We start from the raw sequence: 13816 nt of genomic DNA, 5'->3' as shown, positions 1-13816 counted from the left end.
CGCGAGCCTATGGCCCCGCGTAGCGGGGAGCCATGTATTTCGTTCTGGATCAATTGCGATCCAGGCCTACGGTATTAGTCGCGATTGCGGTATTGGACGGGTACCCACTCATACCTGCCGGCTTCGCGCCTGATGTGGCCGATACCCGGAAATGGCAAGTGAGCGACTGCTGACAACCGTCGTTCACTCGCGGCTGTCTCGAATTGTTCTAGCCGCTGGGCGCGAGCAGCGTTCTGATTGACGTCGAAGGTTATTGTCACTTCTGGCCTCGAGAATTGAATGAGGCCGACATGCATGATGTCGCCCCAGAAATCGATGCTCTCGCCTTCGCTTGTGACCCGGAAAAAGCTGTGGCCCGGGGTATGTCCCGGCGTGGGTATGGCAGTGATACCCGGGAGGATTTCGGATTCGGCAGAGAATGGCTTCAGCTTACCTGCGCGCTGATACGGGCCAATGGTCTTCAACGCTTCCTCCAGATATGCCGGCTTTAACCCCTTGTCCAGATTGGCGCGGTCCAGGAAGAAGTCGACATCGGCCTGGCCGACGTGGATGGTCGCATTGGGAAACATCATCTGGCCGCCGCGTGTCAGGCCGCCAGAGTGATCGGTGTGGATGTGGGTAATCAGCACATCGCTGATCTGCGCCGGCTGGTAACCCGCAGCCGCCAGGCTTTCGGGTAGCTTGCCGCCAACGCTTGCGAACAATTCACCGGCACCGGTATCGACCAGTACGACACGTGAGCCAGTGTCGATAAGGTAGGCATTGATAGACGTCTCCAGCGGGTTGCGAGCAAATCCGCGTTGCAGCATTGCGTCGATCTGCTTTGGACTGATGCCTCTAAGCAGCGGATGTAGATCGAGGGGCAGCGTCCCGTCGCTCAGTGCGGTGATGCGGAACTTGCCCAGGTTGAAGGCATAGACGCCTGCGTGTGCGGGCTTATGGGTCGAGGCAGTCGTTGCGGTCGATGTCTGTGAGGCTTGCGCTGCGGTGGACGACAGTGAGTAGGTTGCGCCCGTGACCAGGGCGGCTGTCAGAAGGGCCGCGAGTTGGAACCGCGCGTGGTTATGCATGATGAGTACCTTTGTGAGTGCGACCATTGGTGATCGCTGGGATAAAGGTAGATAAAGCGCGGTCGGTGTGAGGCACCGCGTACGCCTTGGCCGTTCAATGGTCCGTACCGGCTTGTAGCCGTAATAAGACCTACAACACGTGCAGAGTCCATAGCGAAATATTATATGCACGGCGCATGCAATTCGCCATTCGATAATATATGCTTCGAGCACATATCAGCAATCGGAGGATGTCATGCAGCACATCACGAGCGTCACCAGCAGCCAGGCTGCTTCCATTTCCAGTGTTTCGAAACTCCAGAAGGTAAGCCGCGCGATTGTCTTATCGGGTGTTGTTCTTCCCCTGCTAATGATTGGTCTGCTTAAGTTCACACAGATTGAGGTGCAGGCACTCATACCCCTTATCAGCGGCACTCCTTGGCTAGCCTGGCTTTATCCAGTTTTTGGCGAAGCCGGTACCTCTTACTTACTGGGTGTAGTCGAGATATTGACTGCACTGCTGCTTATCGCTTCACCCTGGTCTGCTCGAACAGCTATCGCGGGTGGCTTGTTAGCCTCGCTGATCTTCTTCACGACCATTTCCATGCTGTTTGTATTGCCAATCTGGGAGGCGGGATCGGGAGGTTTTCCATGGCTGAACTTCCTAGGCACGTTCCTGATAAAAGACGTTGCGTTGTTAGGCGTGAGCCTGGTGATCCTCACCGAGGGCCTGCAGCGACTGCGCCCAAACTTGGGATAAGCCAGGAGTAGTTGAAGGACTGAGGCGAAGAGGGCGGCAGGAAGATGGATGACGGCAAGACTTGTCGAAGTTCTGATAAATGATTTGCTGCCTTTTTTCTTGAGTAGCGCAGTCAGCAAAAGGGCCTACAAAGGTTGTTCAACCTGCTGGAAAACTGAATTCAGTGATCTTCATCCAGCGCATGTGCGACTGGGCAATTCTTGCAAGCCGTGGGGTCGCACAGTCGGCAAACTGAATAGGCTTGATCGAGATCATGCACCAAGCCGTTAAGTAGTTTTTCGGTTATCCGTTCAAGCACTTCACGCTCATCGGGATCAAGAACTTCCAAAGCACGCGCTATACGTTCATGGCGGACCGCTAGCACCGCAGCACAGTTCGTACTTCCAGCGGCAGTAAGGTGGAGCGCAACGGAGCGACGATCAGCTTCTGCTTGTCTGCGTTCCACTACACCCTGAGTGACAAGCCTATCAACCAGGCGCACAGCCCCAGGATGAGATAACCCTAAGGCTCGCCTCAAACGTTCTATAGACAGGCCTGGCTCGTGACCGAGTAGGGCGATGGCCGCTGCCGCCGGACCCACTTCTGGAGCTTCGTCTTGAGTGCCTTGGTGGATAGAGTCAGAAATCGCCAGCGACAGCGCCCCAACTATGTTTTCTAGTTTCATGTCTTTCATGGGCTAAATATGTGTGCATCGCGCATAGAATGCAAGGTGTTTAGAAGAGGGCCAATGAGGGAGCTACCTGTCGCCCCCGGGGTTAGCGAATGACGCTGCGTAGGTCAGGGCTGCGGTTTTGAATTTAACGATAGAACCCCTTCCAGCCAGACGAGTCTGTTCCTGTACTACTTTCGGGAAAGCAGCCAATGTCAGCGCACCAAAGCCTTATTGTCCTAGCACGCGGAGGGTACGCCGCGCGAGGTGTGATTTACCTCATCATCGGTATCTTCGCATTGCTTGCGGCACAAGATTCGACAAAACCGAAAGATAGCCAGAAAAGCCTGGAAGCCTTATTGGGCCAGCCGTTTGGCTATTTTTTAGTTGGGATCGTCGTGGCGGGTTTGCTCGCATTTTCGGCTTGGCGTGTTCTGCAAGCTACCCGTGATGTCGACCACCACGGCAAAAATCTCAAGGGACTGGTAATTCGCACCGGTCTTTTTGCGGGGGGGTTGGTCAATGGTGCTCTGGCATTTTTTGCGTTAGGCCTACTTGTAAGCGGAGTGGGTAGCTCTGGCAACTCAGGAGAACAGAACACAGATTGGCTGGCGCATCTATTGTCCTGGAAGCATTCCAACCTATTGGTGTATCTGCTTGCTCTCATTCCGCTTGGCGTTGGAATTGCTCACATTTACAAGGGATGGAAGGCATCGTTTGAAAAGTATTTCGAGGCTGACGAAGACGTCATGCGGTACGTCCGCCCGGTGTCTCGGTTTGGCCTGATCGCACGTGGCGTCGTCTTTATAGAGATTGCATTGCTGTTGGCCTTTAGCGGCTCGGCCTATCAAGCCATGGATCCACCCGGTATGAAGGAAGCCCTCGACGCACTTCAGGGTTTGCCCGCTGGATGGTTGGTTTTGATGGTGATGGCCTTCGGATTGATTGCTTTCTCGGCATACAGCTTCTCTGAAGCCTTTTGGCGCAAGATAAATATGGAAGTACCCGGATTGTCGAAAGCGTAGTGCACCGCATCAACAGGGCCATTATCGAATGCTGGATATCGTTGCTGTCTTTGTGAGTATCACGGCGGTTCTTGCCTTCCTCAATCGCCGTTATGTTGGGCTGCCGCCAGCGATTGGTGTCATGGGCATTGCGCTGGGCCTCTCTGTGCTGAATATGGCGTTGGATGCGATGGGTTTTCATGCACTCCACACGCTTGAGCAATCGTTGGTGGAATCGATCGATTTTTCCGAACTGCTCATGCAGGGGATGCTTTCCTTACTACTGTTCGCTGGAGCGTTGCACGTCGATCTTTCGCAGCTGCGTTCTTACCGGTGGCAGGTGGCTTCTCTGGCACTAGTAGGTACAACAGCCTCCACATTGTTGATTGGCTATGGGCTGTGGCTACTTCTGTCACTAACGTCTCTGGAACTTCCCCTTGCCTACTGCCTGGTATTCGGTGCCCTGATTTCTCCCACGGATCCCATAGCGGTCATGGGTATCCTGAAGTCCGCCGGGGCTCCCAAAAGCGTCGAACTGGTGATAGCGGGCGAATCACTGTTCAACGACGGAGTCAGTGTTGTGCTGTTTTCACTCATTGTGGCGATGATAGCCAGTGGCGAAGCACCGTCGGCGTTGGGCGCATCGAAGTTGCTTCTGACAGAGGCCGGTGGCGGCGTGCTTCTAGGCGCAGCCATTGGATATCTAGCCTATTTGATGCTGAAAAGCATCGACAGCTACCAGGAAGAAATCTTGATCACATTGGCTGCGGTGCTAGGTGGGTACGCGCTGGCGAACCATCTTCATGTGTCCGGCCCCCTGGCGATGGTAGTAATCGGGCTTATCGTCGGAAACCAGGGACGATCCTACGCAATGTCCGAGCAGACTGAAAAACATGTGGACATGTTCTGGGAGCTGATAGACGAGATCTTGAACGCCGTTTTGTTCGTACTGATCGGCCTGGAGGTGGTTCTCATCCAGTTCTCGAACTCCCTGATCGTCACCGGGCTGGCGGTAATAGCACTTACCTTGCTGTCTCGATTGCTTACGGTAGGCGTTCCTATTGCTGCGCTTGGAAGACGCTTTCGTTTACCCAGCGGTTCATGGCGCGTTTTGACCTGGGGAGGTTTGCGAGGGGGCATATCGGTAGCCTTGGCGCTGTCACTGCCAGCCGGAGGCGCGCGGGATATTGTCGTTTCACTCACCTACATGGTGGTGATATTTTCAATTTTGATCCAAGGCATGTCTATCGCAAGCGTGGTTAAACGAGTCATCCCATGCGCGGACACTCAGTAACGTTAGTGGGTGCCGTCCGCCTAGGTTCGTGAGTGTTTGCGGGTTGAAAAAAAGCGGGCGACAAAAAGGCGAATTGCAATTCTGTGATTTGCCGAACAGGTGCCGACAATTGCAAGTCGACACCTGATCGTCGAGGCTGCGCGCTAGCTGCCAGACGGCGCCGGCATCGGAATATCACCCAGCTGCAGCCCCAGCAGCGTCATGTATTCGTAGATGTGCTGGTAGCCCGATTGCGCTTCATAGCTAGGGCACGGGGATTGAAGTTCTCCACAGAGCCGCAGCTCCATGTTTGCGCCGCCCATGCCCCATTGCGTGTAGTTGGAGTTATTACGGGTGACGGTATCGATATTGGAGCAAACCAGTCCCTTCATTTTTTCATCGATGACATTGGTCGGCTCATAAAGCGTCAAGGAGAAGTCGAGAGAGGTTGCGCACCAGGCCATCGGAACGACATCCAGCGTGTTGTAGATGCGTAGCGCATTGCCGGCCATTTGCTTATTGAAATAGCTTGCAAAAACACCGTCGCCGGCCGTTGGTGCAGCAATTGTTTCGCAACGGAAATTAAAGTTCGAGAATTTATCTTTCAAATAAAGCGCAAGAACCGACATCAAGGCACCGCCGAGGCTATGCCCGACCAACCGGATCGTTGCCCCACTGCGCTGTTCCGCCAGAAAATCGCAAAGTGTGCCCTGGAAACCGATTGTCGATTCCTGACCCAATATCGCCTTTACACCTTCCGCAGTTCCCTGCGCCAGGTGTGCCGGCACCGGGCAGTTCTTGATGAGGCTCTGCAGCGGCACCATTGAAGAAATATCAAGATCATCTATCTGATCCTTGACCGAATCGGCGAGGGTTCCACTCGTCACCACCACAATGTCGTTTTTGTCCTGCCCGCCGACCAACACCACCGTGATGTGGGCCACATGCTCGCCATCCGGGACCAGGGCGGGTCCCCAGGCTACGTCATAGCCGCCACCAAACTTGGAGCCGTTAAGGCGCGTAAGAATGTTGTCTTTGACCTGGGTCGGCGAAGGCTTCTTCATGTTTTGCCAATCCGGCGAAGCCAACGCCGCATTGTTCACCACGTACGCGTGGGTAAGATTGATTTGTCTTTGCTCAATTGAGTCTAGCGAAGTCATGACTGCTCCTTGTCTCAGATAATTCAACGGGACCAACGAAAACTCACGCTGCCGTCGATCCTTCTTGGCCAGCAAGACCGAGTGTAGTCGCAGTTTTGGAAGCGACAACTTAATGCGCAGCCTTAGCAGTTCGAACGGTCCTTGATCCGCAAATCCGGAACCGAGGATGAGGTGCAGCTGGTCTTGATATCACCGAACCAGTGCCCTGCGTATTCAATGCGAGGAGGAGCGACCGAGAAGCGAGCACCCCGCCTAGGATCAAGCACAAACGCCGTAAGGCACTTGCCAATGCCCTGACGTTAACGTAAAGATGGCAACAAAGCGCTGAACTCAGAAGGGCGCAGGGCGGACCGATCCGGAGCGCTTGCTGATGCTGATAAAAACAACTCATCCCAAACTTCATCGCGAAGCACGGCTGGCCCGGGAAAAGCTGCACCTCGAAGGCACCGTCCCCGATGGCGTATTGCGTGCGGAAATCGATGCGTCGTGGCGGCGCAGCCTCAGCCATGGCGTGCATTTCAATGCCAAGCAAGAACTGGCGTTGGAGTCGAACGCCAGCCTTGATGTGCTGCTGGAGAGCAATCGCTTGTTGATCGATGCGGCGATGCCGGCCATCGATTATCTGGCCGAACGCCAGGGCAAGGAAGGGCTCATCATCCTCGCCAATTCCGACGCCACCATCCTTGCAGCCGAAGGGCACGCCGACCGTTTCAAAGGCAGTGGCCTGCAAGACATCACGCTGGGGGCTTGCTGGAGCGAAGCGGTGCGCGGCACCAACGCCCTGGGTACCGCACTGGTGGAAGCCCGACCGACGATGATCGATTGCGGCGAACATTACCTTGACCGTCTGACTGATTTTTCCTGCACCTCGGTGCCTATCCATTGCCCGCAGGGCGACATCCTCGGCGTCCTTGACCTGACCCGCGAAGGCCCGCTCGGCCGTGTTCACGACAGCACCGCGTTGCTGACCATGGCCGTCAGCCAGATCGAAAGTCGCGTGTTCAATGCCTGTTACCCGGACCAGATCGTTCTCGCCTTCCACAGCCGTCGACAGTACCTCGAATCCCCTTGGCAGGGCTTGCTCGCGGTGAGTCTCGGGGGTCAGATTCTCGCGGTCAGCGCCCAGGCGTGTCAGTTGCTTCACGCCGAGCGTTCGGCGCTCGTGGGGCGACGCTGTGAAGATTTCCTGGGTGTCGATGGCCTGCAGCTGTTATCGCGTCTGCATCAGGGCGGCGTCGGCAGCCTGCAAACCGCCAAGGGTGAATTTTTCTACAAAGCCCTGCGCGCACCGCAGCGCTCGATCAACGTCAGCACGGTATCGCGCACCCCAGCTAAAAGCGCTAAACCACAACCCGATCTAGAATCCCTGGCCGGCAACAATGCCCGTTATGCCCGGGCGCTGCGCATGGCTCGCCAGGGTCTGGCCAATGAATTACCGGTGTTGCTGCAGGGTGAAACGGGCACCGGTAAGGAAGTCATCGCCCGAGCGTTGCATACGGCTGGAGCGCGCTGCGACAAACCTTTCGTGGCGGTGAACTGCGCGGCAATCCCTGAAGGCCTGATCGAGTCGGAGCTGTTTGGCTATCGCGAGGGTGCCTTTACCGGGTCGCGCCGGGGCGGCATGGTCGGGCGCCTGCAGCAGGCCCATGGCGGCACGTTGTTTCTGGATGAAATCGGCGACATGCCGCTGGCCTTGCAGGCCCGTTTACTCAGGGTATTGCAAGACCGCAAAGTTGCGCCGCTGGGCGCTGGCGAAGAGCAAGACATCGACATCGCGCTGATCTGCGCCACGCATCGCGACCTCAAGCGTCTGGTGGAAGACAAACACTTTCGCGAGGATCTGTTCTACCGAATCAACGGCATCAGCGTGATGCTCCCGGCCCTGCGCGAGCGCGACGACTTCACTGGCCTGGTCGACCGTTTGCTGGCCAAGCTCGATGCGCCGACGGTAGTCCTGCATGACGATTTGAACCGGTTGCTCGGCGGCTATCACTGGCCGGGCAACATCCGCCAGCTGGAAATGGTCTTGCGCACCGCGCTGGCCATGCGTGAACCGGGGGAGACTGTGTTAACCCTCGACCATTTGCCCGACAGCACGCTCGATGAGCTCACCGCCGGCGAGCGCCCTCCAAGTGGCAGTATTCGAGAGCATGAACTGGAATTGATTCGTCAGTCCCTGGACACGCACCAAGGTAATGTCTCGGCCGCCGCCGAAGCCCTGGGCATCAGCCGCGCGACCCTGTATCGCAAGCTTAAACAGCTGCGCTCGTGATGCTGCGTTTGATCGTTCGGCTGATCGACAGCCAGAACCCTGCGGCCCAGCAAGCGGCGTTGCGCTGGCTCTACGGCTTCGTGCGTCCGCACCGGCTGGCGATTGCCGGGCTGCTCGGGCTGTCGGCCTGCGCCTCGGCGTTGGTATTGGTGCAACCTTGGCTGACCAAGCTGCTGATCGACGATGGTCTGTTGGCGCGCAACTTTACGATGCTGGTGCTGATCGCCGGGTTGATGATGGCCGCCGGGTTGCTGGGCACGGCACTGTCGGGCGTGAATCGATATCTGCACACGCGATTGTCCGGACGGATTCTGTTTGCCCTGCGCGATGACCTTTATCGGCATTTGCAGACGCTCTCGCCGGGTTTCTACGGCCAGCGGCGAATCGGCGATCTGATGTCGCGCCTCGATGGTGATGTCGCGGAGATCCAGCGTTTCGCCGTGGACTCGCTGTTCTCCGCGGTGTCGAGCGTGATCGGTCTGGTGGTCGCCGTGGCGATGCTGGTGACCTTGTCGTGGAAACTCTCGTTGCTGGCCCTGGTACTGATTCCGATCGACGTGCTCTGGCTACGCTGGATGCGCCGTAAGGTCGAGCGCGATGTCCGGCAGTTGCGCGAGCGTTCGGCGGACATGTCCTCATTCATGGTCGAGACCTTGCCGGTGATGAAGTTCATCCAGTCCGCCGGCCAGCAACGGCGCGAAGCACGGCGCCTGGAAACGTTGGGCCAGGGGTACATGAGCCAGCTCTTGCGCTTGCAAGTGACTGAGTTCTTCACACAGGCGGTGCCCGGCACCCTGACGTCGTTGTCGCGGGCCTGTGTATTTTTGATTGGCGGTTACTGGGTGGTGCAAGGGGCTTGGCAGTTGGGCGCGCTGATCGCGTTTTCGACCTATCTGGGAATGGCGGTGGGCCCGGTCCAGAGCCTGCTGGGGCTCTATGTCGCGGTTCAGCGGATGACCGTGAGCCTTGGGCGGGTCATGGAACTGCGCGGTGAAGAGCCAACCGTCCTCACTCCGGTTACACCCAAACCGATGCCGGTTTCTGGCGATTTGCGTTTCGACAACGTGCACTTCGCCCATCCCGGTCGCGCGACGACCCTGCGTGGCGTTGAAGCGCAAATTCCCTACGGTTTGAAAGTCGCCTTGAGCGGCGGCTCCGGTGTCGGTAAATCAACCCTGATCGATTTGCTGCAACGGCACCATGATCCGCAATCCGGCCGGGTTTTGCTGGGGGAGGTCGATCTGCGGGAACTGGACCTGTTCCAGCTGCGTCGGCGCATTGCCGTGGTCAGTCAGGACATCGTGCTGTTTCGCGGCAGCCTTGCGGACAACCTGGCCTATGCCGTCCCGGACGCCAGCCGCCAGGCCATCGCCGAAGTGGCGCGCCTGGCTCAGCTCGATAGCCTCATCGAGTCACTGCCCGAAGGTCTCGACAGCCCTTTGGGCGAGCGTGGCCAACAGTTGTCCGGCGGACAGAAACAGCGCATCGCCATCGCCAGGGCGCTGTTGCAGGATCCGTTGATCCTGGTGCTGGACGAAGCGACGTCGGCGGTCGACGAAGCCACCGAGCGCGAAGTGATCGAGGCCATCGACCGGCTGTTCGCGGGGCGCACGCGGATTCTGATCAGCCATCGTCCGTCGACCCTGGCCGATGCCGATCTGCGCTTTGAACTGCTGGACGGCGTGCTCACGTCAAAATCGGTGCAGCATGAAACCTGAGCTGCGGATTGGGGTGGTGGACAGCGGTCATTCAGCCGCGCAACGAGTGCGGGTGATTGCCGGTCGACGGTTCTCGCTGTTGGAGGATGGACTGGCCGAAAGCGATTTACGCGACGATCCGCTGGGTCATGGCAGCGCGGTAATCGAGGCCATCGGCCGACGAGCGCCGGCGGCGGTTTTTTGCATCGCCCAGGTGTTCGACCAGCGAGGCATCACCAGCGCCTTGCAGATCGCTGCCGCTATCGATTGGCTGGTGGCGCAGGACGTGCGGGTGATCAACCTGAGCCTCGGTCTTCGGCAGGATCGCAGCCTGTTGCGTGAGGCCTGTGCCGCGGCGGTGGCGCGGGGTGTTTTGCTGTGTGCGTCCAGCCCGGCCCAAGGCGAAGGGGTGTTCCCAGCGAATTATCCGCAAGTGCTACGGGTGACCGGCGATGCGCGTTGTACCGAACAGCAATGGTCGTGGCTCGACAGCGCCCAGGCAGATTTCGCCGCGTGTGTTCACGGCACCCACCCGGGGCAGTCGGGTGCAAGCCTGGGCTGTGCGGCATTGAGCGGACACATTGCGAGTTTTCTCGTTGAAAATCCCGAGGCGAGCGACGCGCAAATTGTCGAATGGCTGCAAAGAAACGCCTGTTATCACGGCCCTGAACGGCGCGTCGGCCCATGAAGCCGATTGTGATTCTCGGCGCGGGGCCTGCGGGGGCTGCGGTGGCCCTGGGGCTGCGGCGGCTCGGCTACCCCGTAACGCTGGTCAGCGAGTGGCGGCGCTTCGCGGCGCTGGAAGGGGTTTCGGCACGGGTGCTGGATGCGTTGCGGGGCGCGGGGCTGCGTCACGCGTTGGCGGACGCGGCGCAGCCTTCCCAACGGCAGGTGTCCTGGAACGGTCAGCGGCATGCGCAGAACATTGAGTTTTTGCTGGACCGTCCGAGCTTCGATCGAGGCTTGCGCGAGGATCTGCGGCTGGCCGGCGTCGAGTTGATCGAAGGCCGAGTGCTGACGGTGCAGTCACACGCTTCGGGGCATCGAATCGAACTGCAAGGGCGCGAAGCGCTGCTCGCGGATTTTCTGGTGGACGCTCGCGGACGTCAGGCACCGGCCCTTGGCAAAGGGCTGCGGGGGCCGGAGACGGTCAGTTTGCTCAATCGCTGGCGAGGCGCGTCGGGTATCACCGCCAGTGCCGTGGAAAGCCTTGGGGACGGCTGGGCCTGGATGGCGCGTCGGGCTGACGGCCGGTGTTACTGGCAATGGACGGTGGACGTGGCCAGTGCCGGGTTGCCGGGTAAGGCGCTGCTGCTCGATCACTGCCGTCAGCGCCGCCAGGATTCGCCATTGGCCCGGGAGTTTTTCGGGAGTGAACCGGAAACCGGACTGCATTTGCATGCCCGCAGCAGCACGGCGATTTTGTGTCCCCACGTCTGTGGCGATAACTGGATTCGGATAGGGGACGCGGCCATGGCGGTCGATCCACTGTCGGGTAATGGCATTTTTCAGTCGTTGTCTTCGGCGTTGCAGGCGCCTGCGGTGGTCAACACGCTGTTGCGCAAACCTGAGCGGGCGTTGCTGGCGCAGCGTTTTCATCAGCGGCGGGTCGAGCAGCTGTTTTTGCGTTTTGCGCGCATCGGCCGGGATTTTTATGCCGATGAGCAGCGTTGGCCGGACCAGCCGTTCTGGCTGGCGCGGCGTCAGTGGCCGGATGCTGAAGTCGCCCACGCCGAGGTGGATTACGCCACGTTGAGGGTTGAGCGGGCACCGGTATTGCGCGATGGCTTCGTGGAGGAGGCCGAGGTGGTGATCACGGCGGATCAGCCGCTCGGTATCTGGCATCTGCAAGGCGTGGAGTTGGCACCCTTGGTGCGACGGTTGCGCAGCGAGCCAGCCGAGCGTGTGTTGGAGGGGTTGACGGTGGAGCAGGGGAGGATGGTTCGGAGCTGGTTGTCGGGGCAGGGGTTCAAGCCCTGACATTGGGCTGCCTGGGCTGGCCTATCGCGAGCAAGCTCGCTCCCACAATGGTTTTGCGTCGACCGAATATCCACTGTGGGAGCGAGCCTGCTCGCGATAGCGGTCTAAAGAACGCCGCCAATCACAACTTGATCAACACCGACTTCAACTCGGTGTAATGCTCGATCGCCGCATACCCCATTTCACGCCCGACCCCCGACATCTTGTAGCCGCCAAACGGCAATGCCGGGTCCAGGGCGCTGTGGCAGTTGACCCACACCGAGCCCGACTTGATCCGCGGAATCATCCGGTGCACCGCGGCCAAGTCATTCGACCAGATACTCGCCCCAAGGCCATAAGGGCTGTCATTGGCCAGGCGCAGCGCATCGGCTTCGTCATCGAACGGAATCGCCACCAGCACCGGGCCGAAGATTTCCTCTTGTACCAATGAATGCCGCTGATCGACATCCACAATCACCGTGGGCTTGACGAAGAAGCCCGGCCCGAATTGCTCACCGCCGCAAGCGATGGTCGCGCCGCTTTCCCGACCTTTTTCGATGTAACCATAAACCCGCTCCTGTTGACGCGCGGAAATGAGCGGGCCCATTGCGACACTAGGGTCCAGGCCATTGCCCAGTTTCATCGCATTGGCGATGTCGGCGATGTCCGCCACCACATTGTCGAAATGCTTGCGTTGCACATACAGCCGGGACCCGGCGCAGCAGACCTGGCCCTGGTTGAAGAAGATCGCGCTGGCGGCGCCCGCTGCGGCGGTCTTCAGGTCGGCGTCGGCCATCACAATGGTTGGGGATTTGCCGCCCAGCTCCAAGGTGACCCGGGTCATGGATTCCATGGCGATCTTGCCGATCTGCTTGCCCACGGCGGTGGAGCCGGTGAACGTCAGCTTGTCCACCAACGGGTTATGAGTCAGGGCGGAGCCCGCCGTGACACCGGTGCCGGTGACCACATTGAACACGCCTTCGGGGTAACCGGCTTCCAGCACCAGTTCGGCGAGCTTCAGCGCGGTCAACGGTGTTTCGTCGGCAGGTTTGAGCACGACGGTGCAACCGGTGGCCAGGGCCGGACCGAGTTTCCAGCAAGCCAGCAGCAGCGGGAAATTCCAGGCGACGATGGCCCCGACCACGCCCACCGCTTCGCGACGAATGAAACTGTGAAATTGATCGTTGGGCATCAGCGGCAGCGACACGTCAACGCTGGAACCTTCGATCTTGGTGGCCCAACCGGCCATGTAGCGCAGGAAATCGATAGACAGCTGCACGTCCATCACTTGCGCCACCGCCGCGCTCTTACCGTTGTTCAGGCATTCGAGTTGCGCCAGCAGTTCGGCGTCGCGCTGCATCAGATCGGCGAGTTTCCACAGCAGGTTCTGCCGTTCCCGAGGGCGGGTGCGGGTCCAGGCCGAATCGTCGAACGCCTGACGGGCGGCGAGCACTGCACGGTCGACATCCTCGGGCGTGGCCCGTGGCACCACGCATAACACTTCGCCCGTGGCCGGGTTGTGCAGGGGCATGGTCTGGCCGTCCGCGGCCTCGACCCAGTCGCCGCCGATGAGCATGCGTGGGGCGCGTTGGACGAAGGCCGAGGTGGCGGGAAGCAGATTAGGCAGGGGCATGATGAGACCTCTTGTTGTGCGTGAGAACGTGGATCTCTCCAAGGTTGGCAATGGCTGTGCCAAGTACCGGGAACGGGCCAAGGCCCTTTGTTGGCGGGGGTTGAGCGATAAAAGGAGAAAATGGCACCCAGTAGTTTTGTCGCAAATCGCGACATCGGTGAGACGGCGAGCCATTGCGTGTGTACTTGAACATTGCCGCTGGCCATGAAGTATTCCAGCCGGGGGCACCTATGCTTGTCTCAGACTGCAACGGCTGTCGCGATATAAGACGCAGGTCATCTCGTTCTGATGCGTCGAAAAGCCAAGATATTCCTATAACTCATTGATTTAAATGCCGTTCGTTAAGCTGGCACGCTCCGT

The 13816-nt window shown here is 58.9% G+C and carries 11 protein-coding genes; 7 read left to right on the top strand and 4 right to left on the bottom strand.

What is annotated here, in order from left to right:
- Positions 1–74: 74 nt before the first annotated feature.
- Positions 75–1070, bottom strand: coding sequence for an MBL fold metallo-hydrolase (locus J3P92_RS14835; RefSeq protein ID WP_434647929.1), 996 nt, complete (start codon positions 1068–1070; stop codon positions 75–77).
- 235 nt (positions 1071–1305) lie between these two features.
- Between J3P92_RS14835 and J3P92_RS14830 the strand changes: the two genes are divergently transcribed.
- Entirely contained in the window at positions 1306–1809 is a 504-nt protein-coding gene (locus J3P92_RS14830) for a YkgB family protein (RefSeq protein WP_434559311.1), read from the top strand.
- Between the two features lie 160 nt (positions 1810–1969).
- Here the strand turns inward: J3P92_RS14830 and J3P92_RS14825 are convergent, their stop codons facing one another.
- Positions 1970–2473, bottom strand: a complete 504-nt coding sequence (locus J3P92_RS14825) for a MarR family winged helix-turn-helix transcriptional regulator (protein ID WP_434559309.1) — start codon at positions 2471–2473, stop codon at positions 1970–1972.
- Between the two features lie 197 nt (positions 2474–2670).
- Here J3P92_RS14825 and J3P92_RS14820 point away from each other — a divergent pair, with 197 nt between their 5' ends.
- Positions 2671–3483: a DUF1206 domain-containing protein gene (locus J3P92_RS14820; RefSeq protein ID WP_434606183.1), complete on the top strand. Its 813-nt coding sequence runs from the start codon at positions 2671–2673 to the stop codon at positions 3481–3483.
- 28 nt (positions 3484–3511) lie between these two features.
- A complete protein-coding gene (locus J3P92_RS14815; RefSeq protein WP_434606181.1) occupies positions 3512–4756 on the top strand; it encodes a cation:proton antiporter in 1245 nt (414 codons plus the stop codon).
- A gap of 143 nt (positions 4757–4899) precedes the next feature.
- On the opposite strand, the gene J3P92_RS14810 is transcribed toward J3P92_RS14815, so the two are convergent.
- Positions 4900–5895 (bottom strand): lipase family protein, encoded by a 996-nt coding sequence (locus tag J3P92_RS14810; RefSeq protein WP_434647926.1) that lies wholly within the window; start codon positions 5893–5895, stop codon positions 4900–4902.
- A 367-nt stretch (positions 5896–6262) separates the two neighbouring features.
- Here J3P92_RS14810 and J3P92_RS14805 point away from each other — a divergent pair, with 367 nt between their 5' ends.
- From J3P92_RS14805 to qhpG, 4 genes are read left to right on the top strand one after another with little or no spacing between them, the layout of a single operon-like run.
- Entirely contained in the window at positions 6263–8167 is a 1905-nt protein-coding gene (locus J3P92_RS14805; RefSeq protein ID WP_434611597.1) for a sigma-54-dependent Fis family transcriptional regulator, read from the top strand.
- Complete coding sequence (locus J3P92_RS14800) at positions 8167–9885, top strand: ABC transporter ATP-binding protein (RefSeq protein ID WP_434647923.1); 1719 nt, start codon at positions 8167–8169, stop codon at positions 9883–9885. Before J3P92_RS14805 ends, J3P92_RS14800 begins: the two co-directional genes overlap by 1 nt.
- Positions 9875–10552 carry a subtilisin-like serine protease QhpE gene (gene qhpE / locus J3P92_RS14795; protein ID WP_434647920.1) on the top strand — a complete coding sequence of 226 codons (678 nt, stop codon included), beginning with the start codon at positions 9875–9877 and terminating at the stop codon, positions 10550–10552. Before J3P92_RS14800 ends, qhpE begins: the two co-directional genes overlap by 11 nt.
- Entirely contained in the window at positions 10549–11844 is a 1296-nt protein-coding gene (qhpG, locus tag J3P92_RS14790) for a flavin-dependent monooxygenase QhpG (protein ID WP_434647917.1), read from the top strand. Before qhpE ends, qhpG begins: the two co-directional genes overlap by 4 nt.
- A gap of 121 nt (positions 11845–11965) precedes the next feature.
- On the opposite strand, the gene J3P92_RS14785 is transcribed toward qhpG, so the two are convergent.
- Positions 11966–13456 carry an aldehyde dehydrogenase family protein gene (locus J3P92_RS14785; protein ID WP_420763626.1) on the bottom strand — a complete coding sequence of 497 codons (1491 nt, stop codon included), beginning with the start codon at positions 13454–13456 and terminating at the stop codon, positions 11966–11968.
- Between the last annotated feature and the right edge of the window lie 360 nt (positions 13457–13816).

Source organism: Pseudomonas sp. D3-27 (assembly GCF_051132165.1).
Classification (GTDB): Bacteria; Pseudomonadota; Gammaproteobacteria; order Pseudomonadales; family Pseudomonadaceae; genus Aquipseudomonas.
Note: the sequence above shows the minus strand (reverse complement) of the source record. Positions and strands in the feature narration are given on the sequence as shown.

Bases quoted from the DNA above. Each gene is read 5' to 3' on its own strand.
- J3P92_RS14835 (WP_434647929.1), bottom strand. From the start codon at position 1,070: ATGCATAACCACGCGCGGTTCCAACTCGCGGCCCTTCTGACAGCCGCC.
- J3P92_RS14830 (WP_434559311.1), top strand. From the start codon at position 1,306: ATGCAGCACATCACGAGCGTCACCAGCAGCCAGGCTGCTTCCATTTCC.
- J3P92_RS14825 (WP_434559309.1), bottom strand. From the start codon at position 2,473: ATGAAACTAGAAAACATAGTTGGGGCGCTGTCGCTGGCGATTTCTGAC.
- J3P92_RS14820 (WP_434606183.1), top strand. From the start codon at position 2,671: ATGTCAGCGCACCAAAGCCTTATTGTCCTAGCACGCGGAGGGTACGCC.
- J3P92_RS14815 (WP_434606181.1), top strand. From the start codon at position 3,512: ATGCTGGATATCGTTGCTGTCTTTGTGAGTATCACGGCGGTTCTTGCC.
- J3P92_RS14810 (WP_434647926.1), bottom strand. From the start codon at position 5,895: ATGACTTCGCTAGACTCAATTGAGCAAAGACAAATCAATCTTACCCAC.
- J3P92_RS14800 (WP_434647923.1), top strand. From the start codon at position 8,167: ATGCTGCGTTTGATCGTTCGGCTGATCGACAGCCAGAACCCTGCGGCC.
- qhpE (WP_434647920.1), top strand. From the start codon at position 9,875: ATGAAACCTGAGCTGCGGATTGGGGTGGTGGACAGCGGTCATTCAGCC.
- qhpG (WP_434647917.1), top strand. From the start codon at position 10,549: ATGAAGCCGATTGTGATTCTCGGCGCGGGGCCTGCGGGGGCTGCGGTG.
- J3P92_RS14785 (WP_420763626.1), bottom strand. From the start codon at position 13,456: ATGCCCCTGCCTAATCTGCTTCCCGCCACCTCGGCCTTCGTCCAACGC.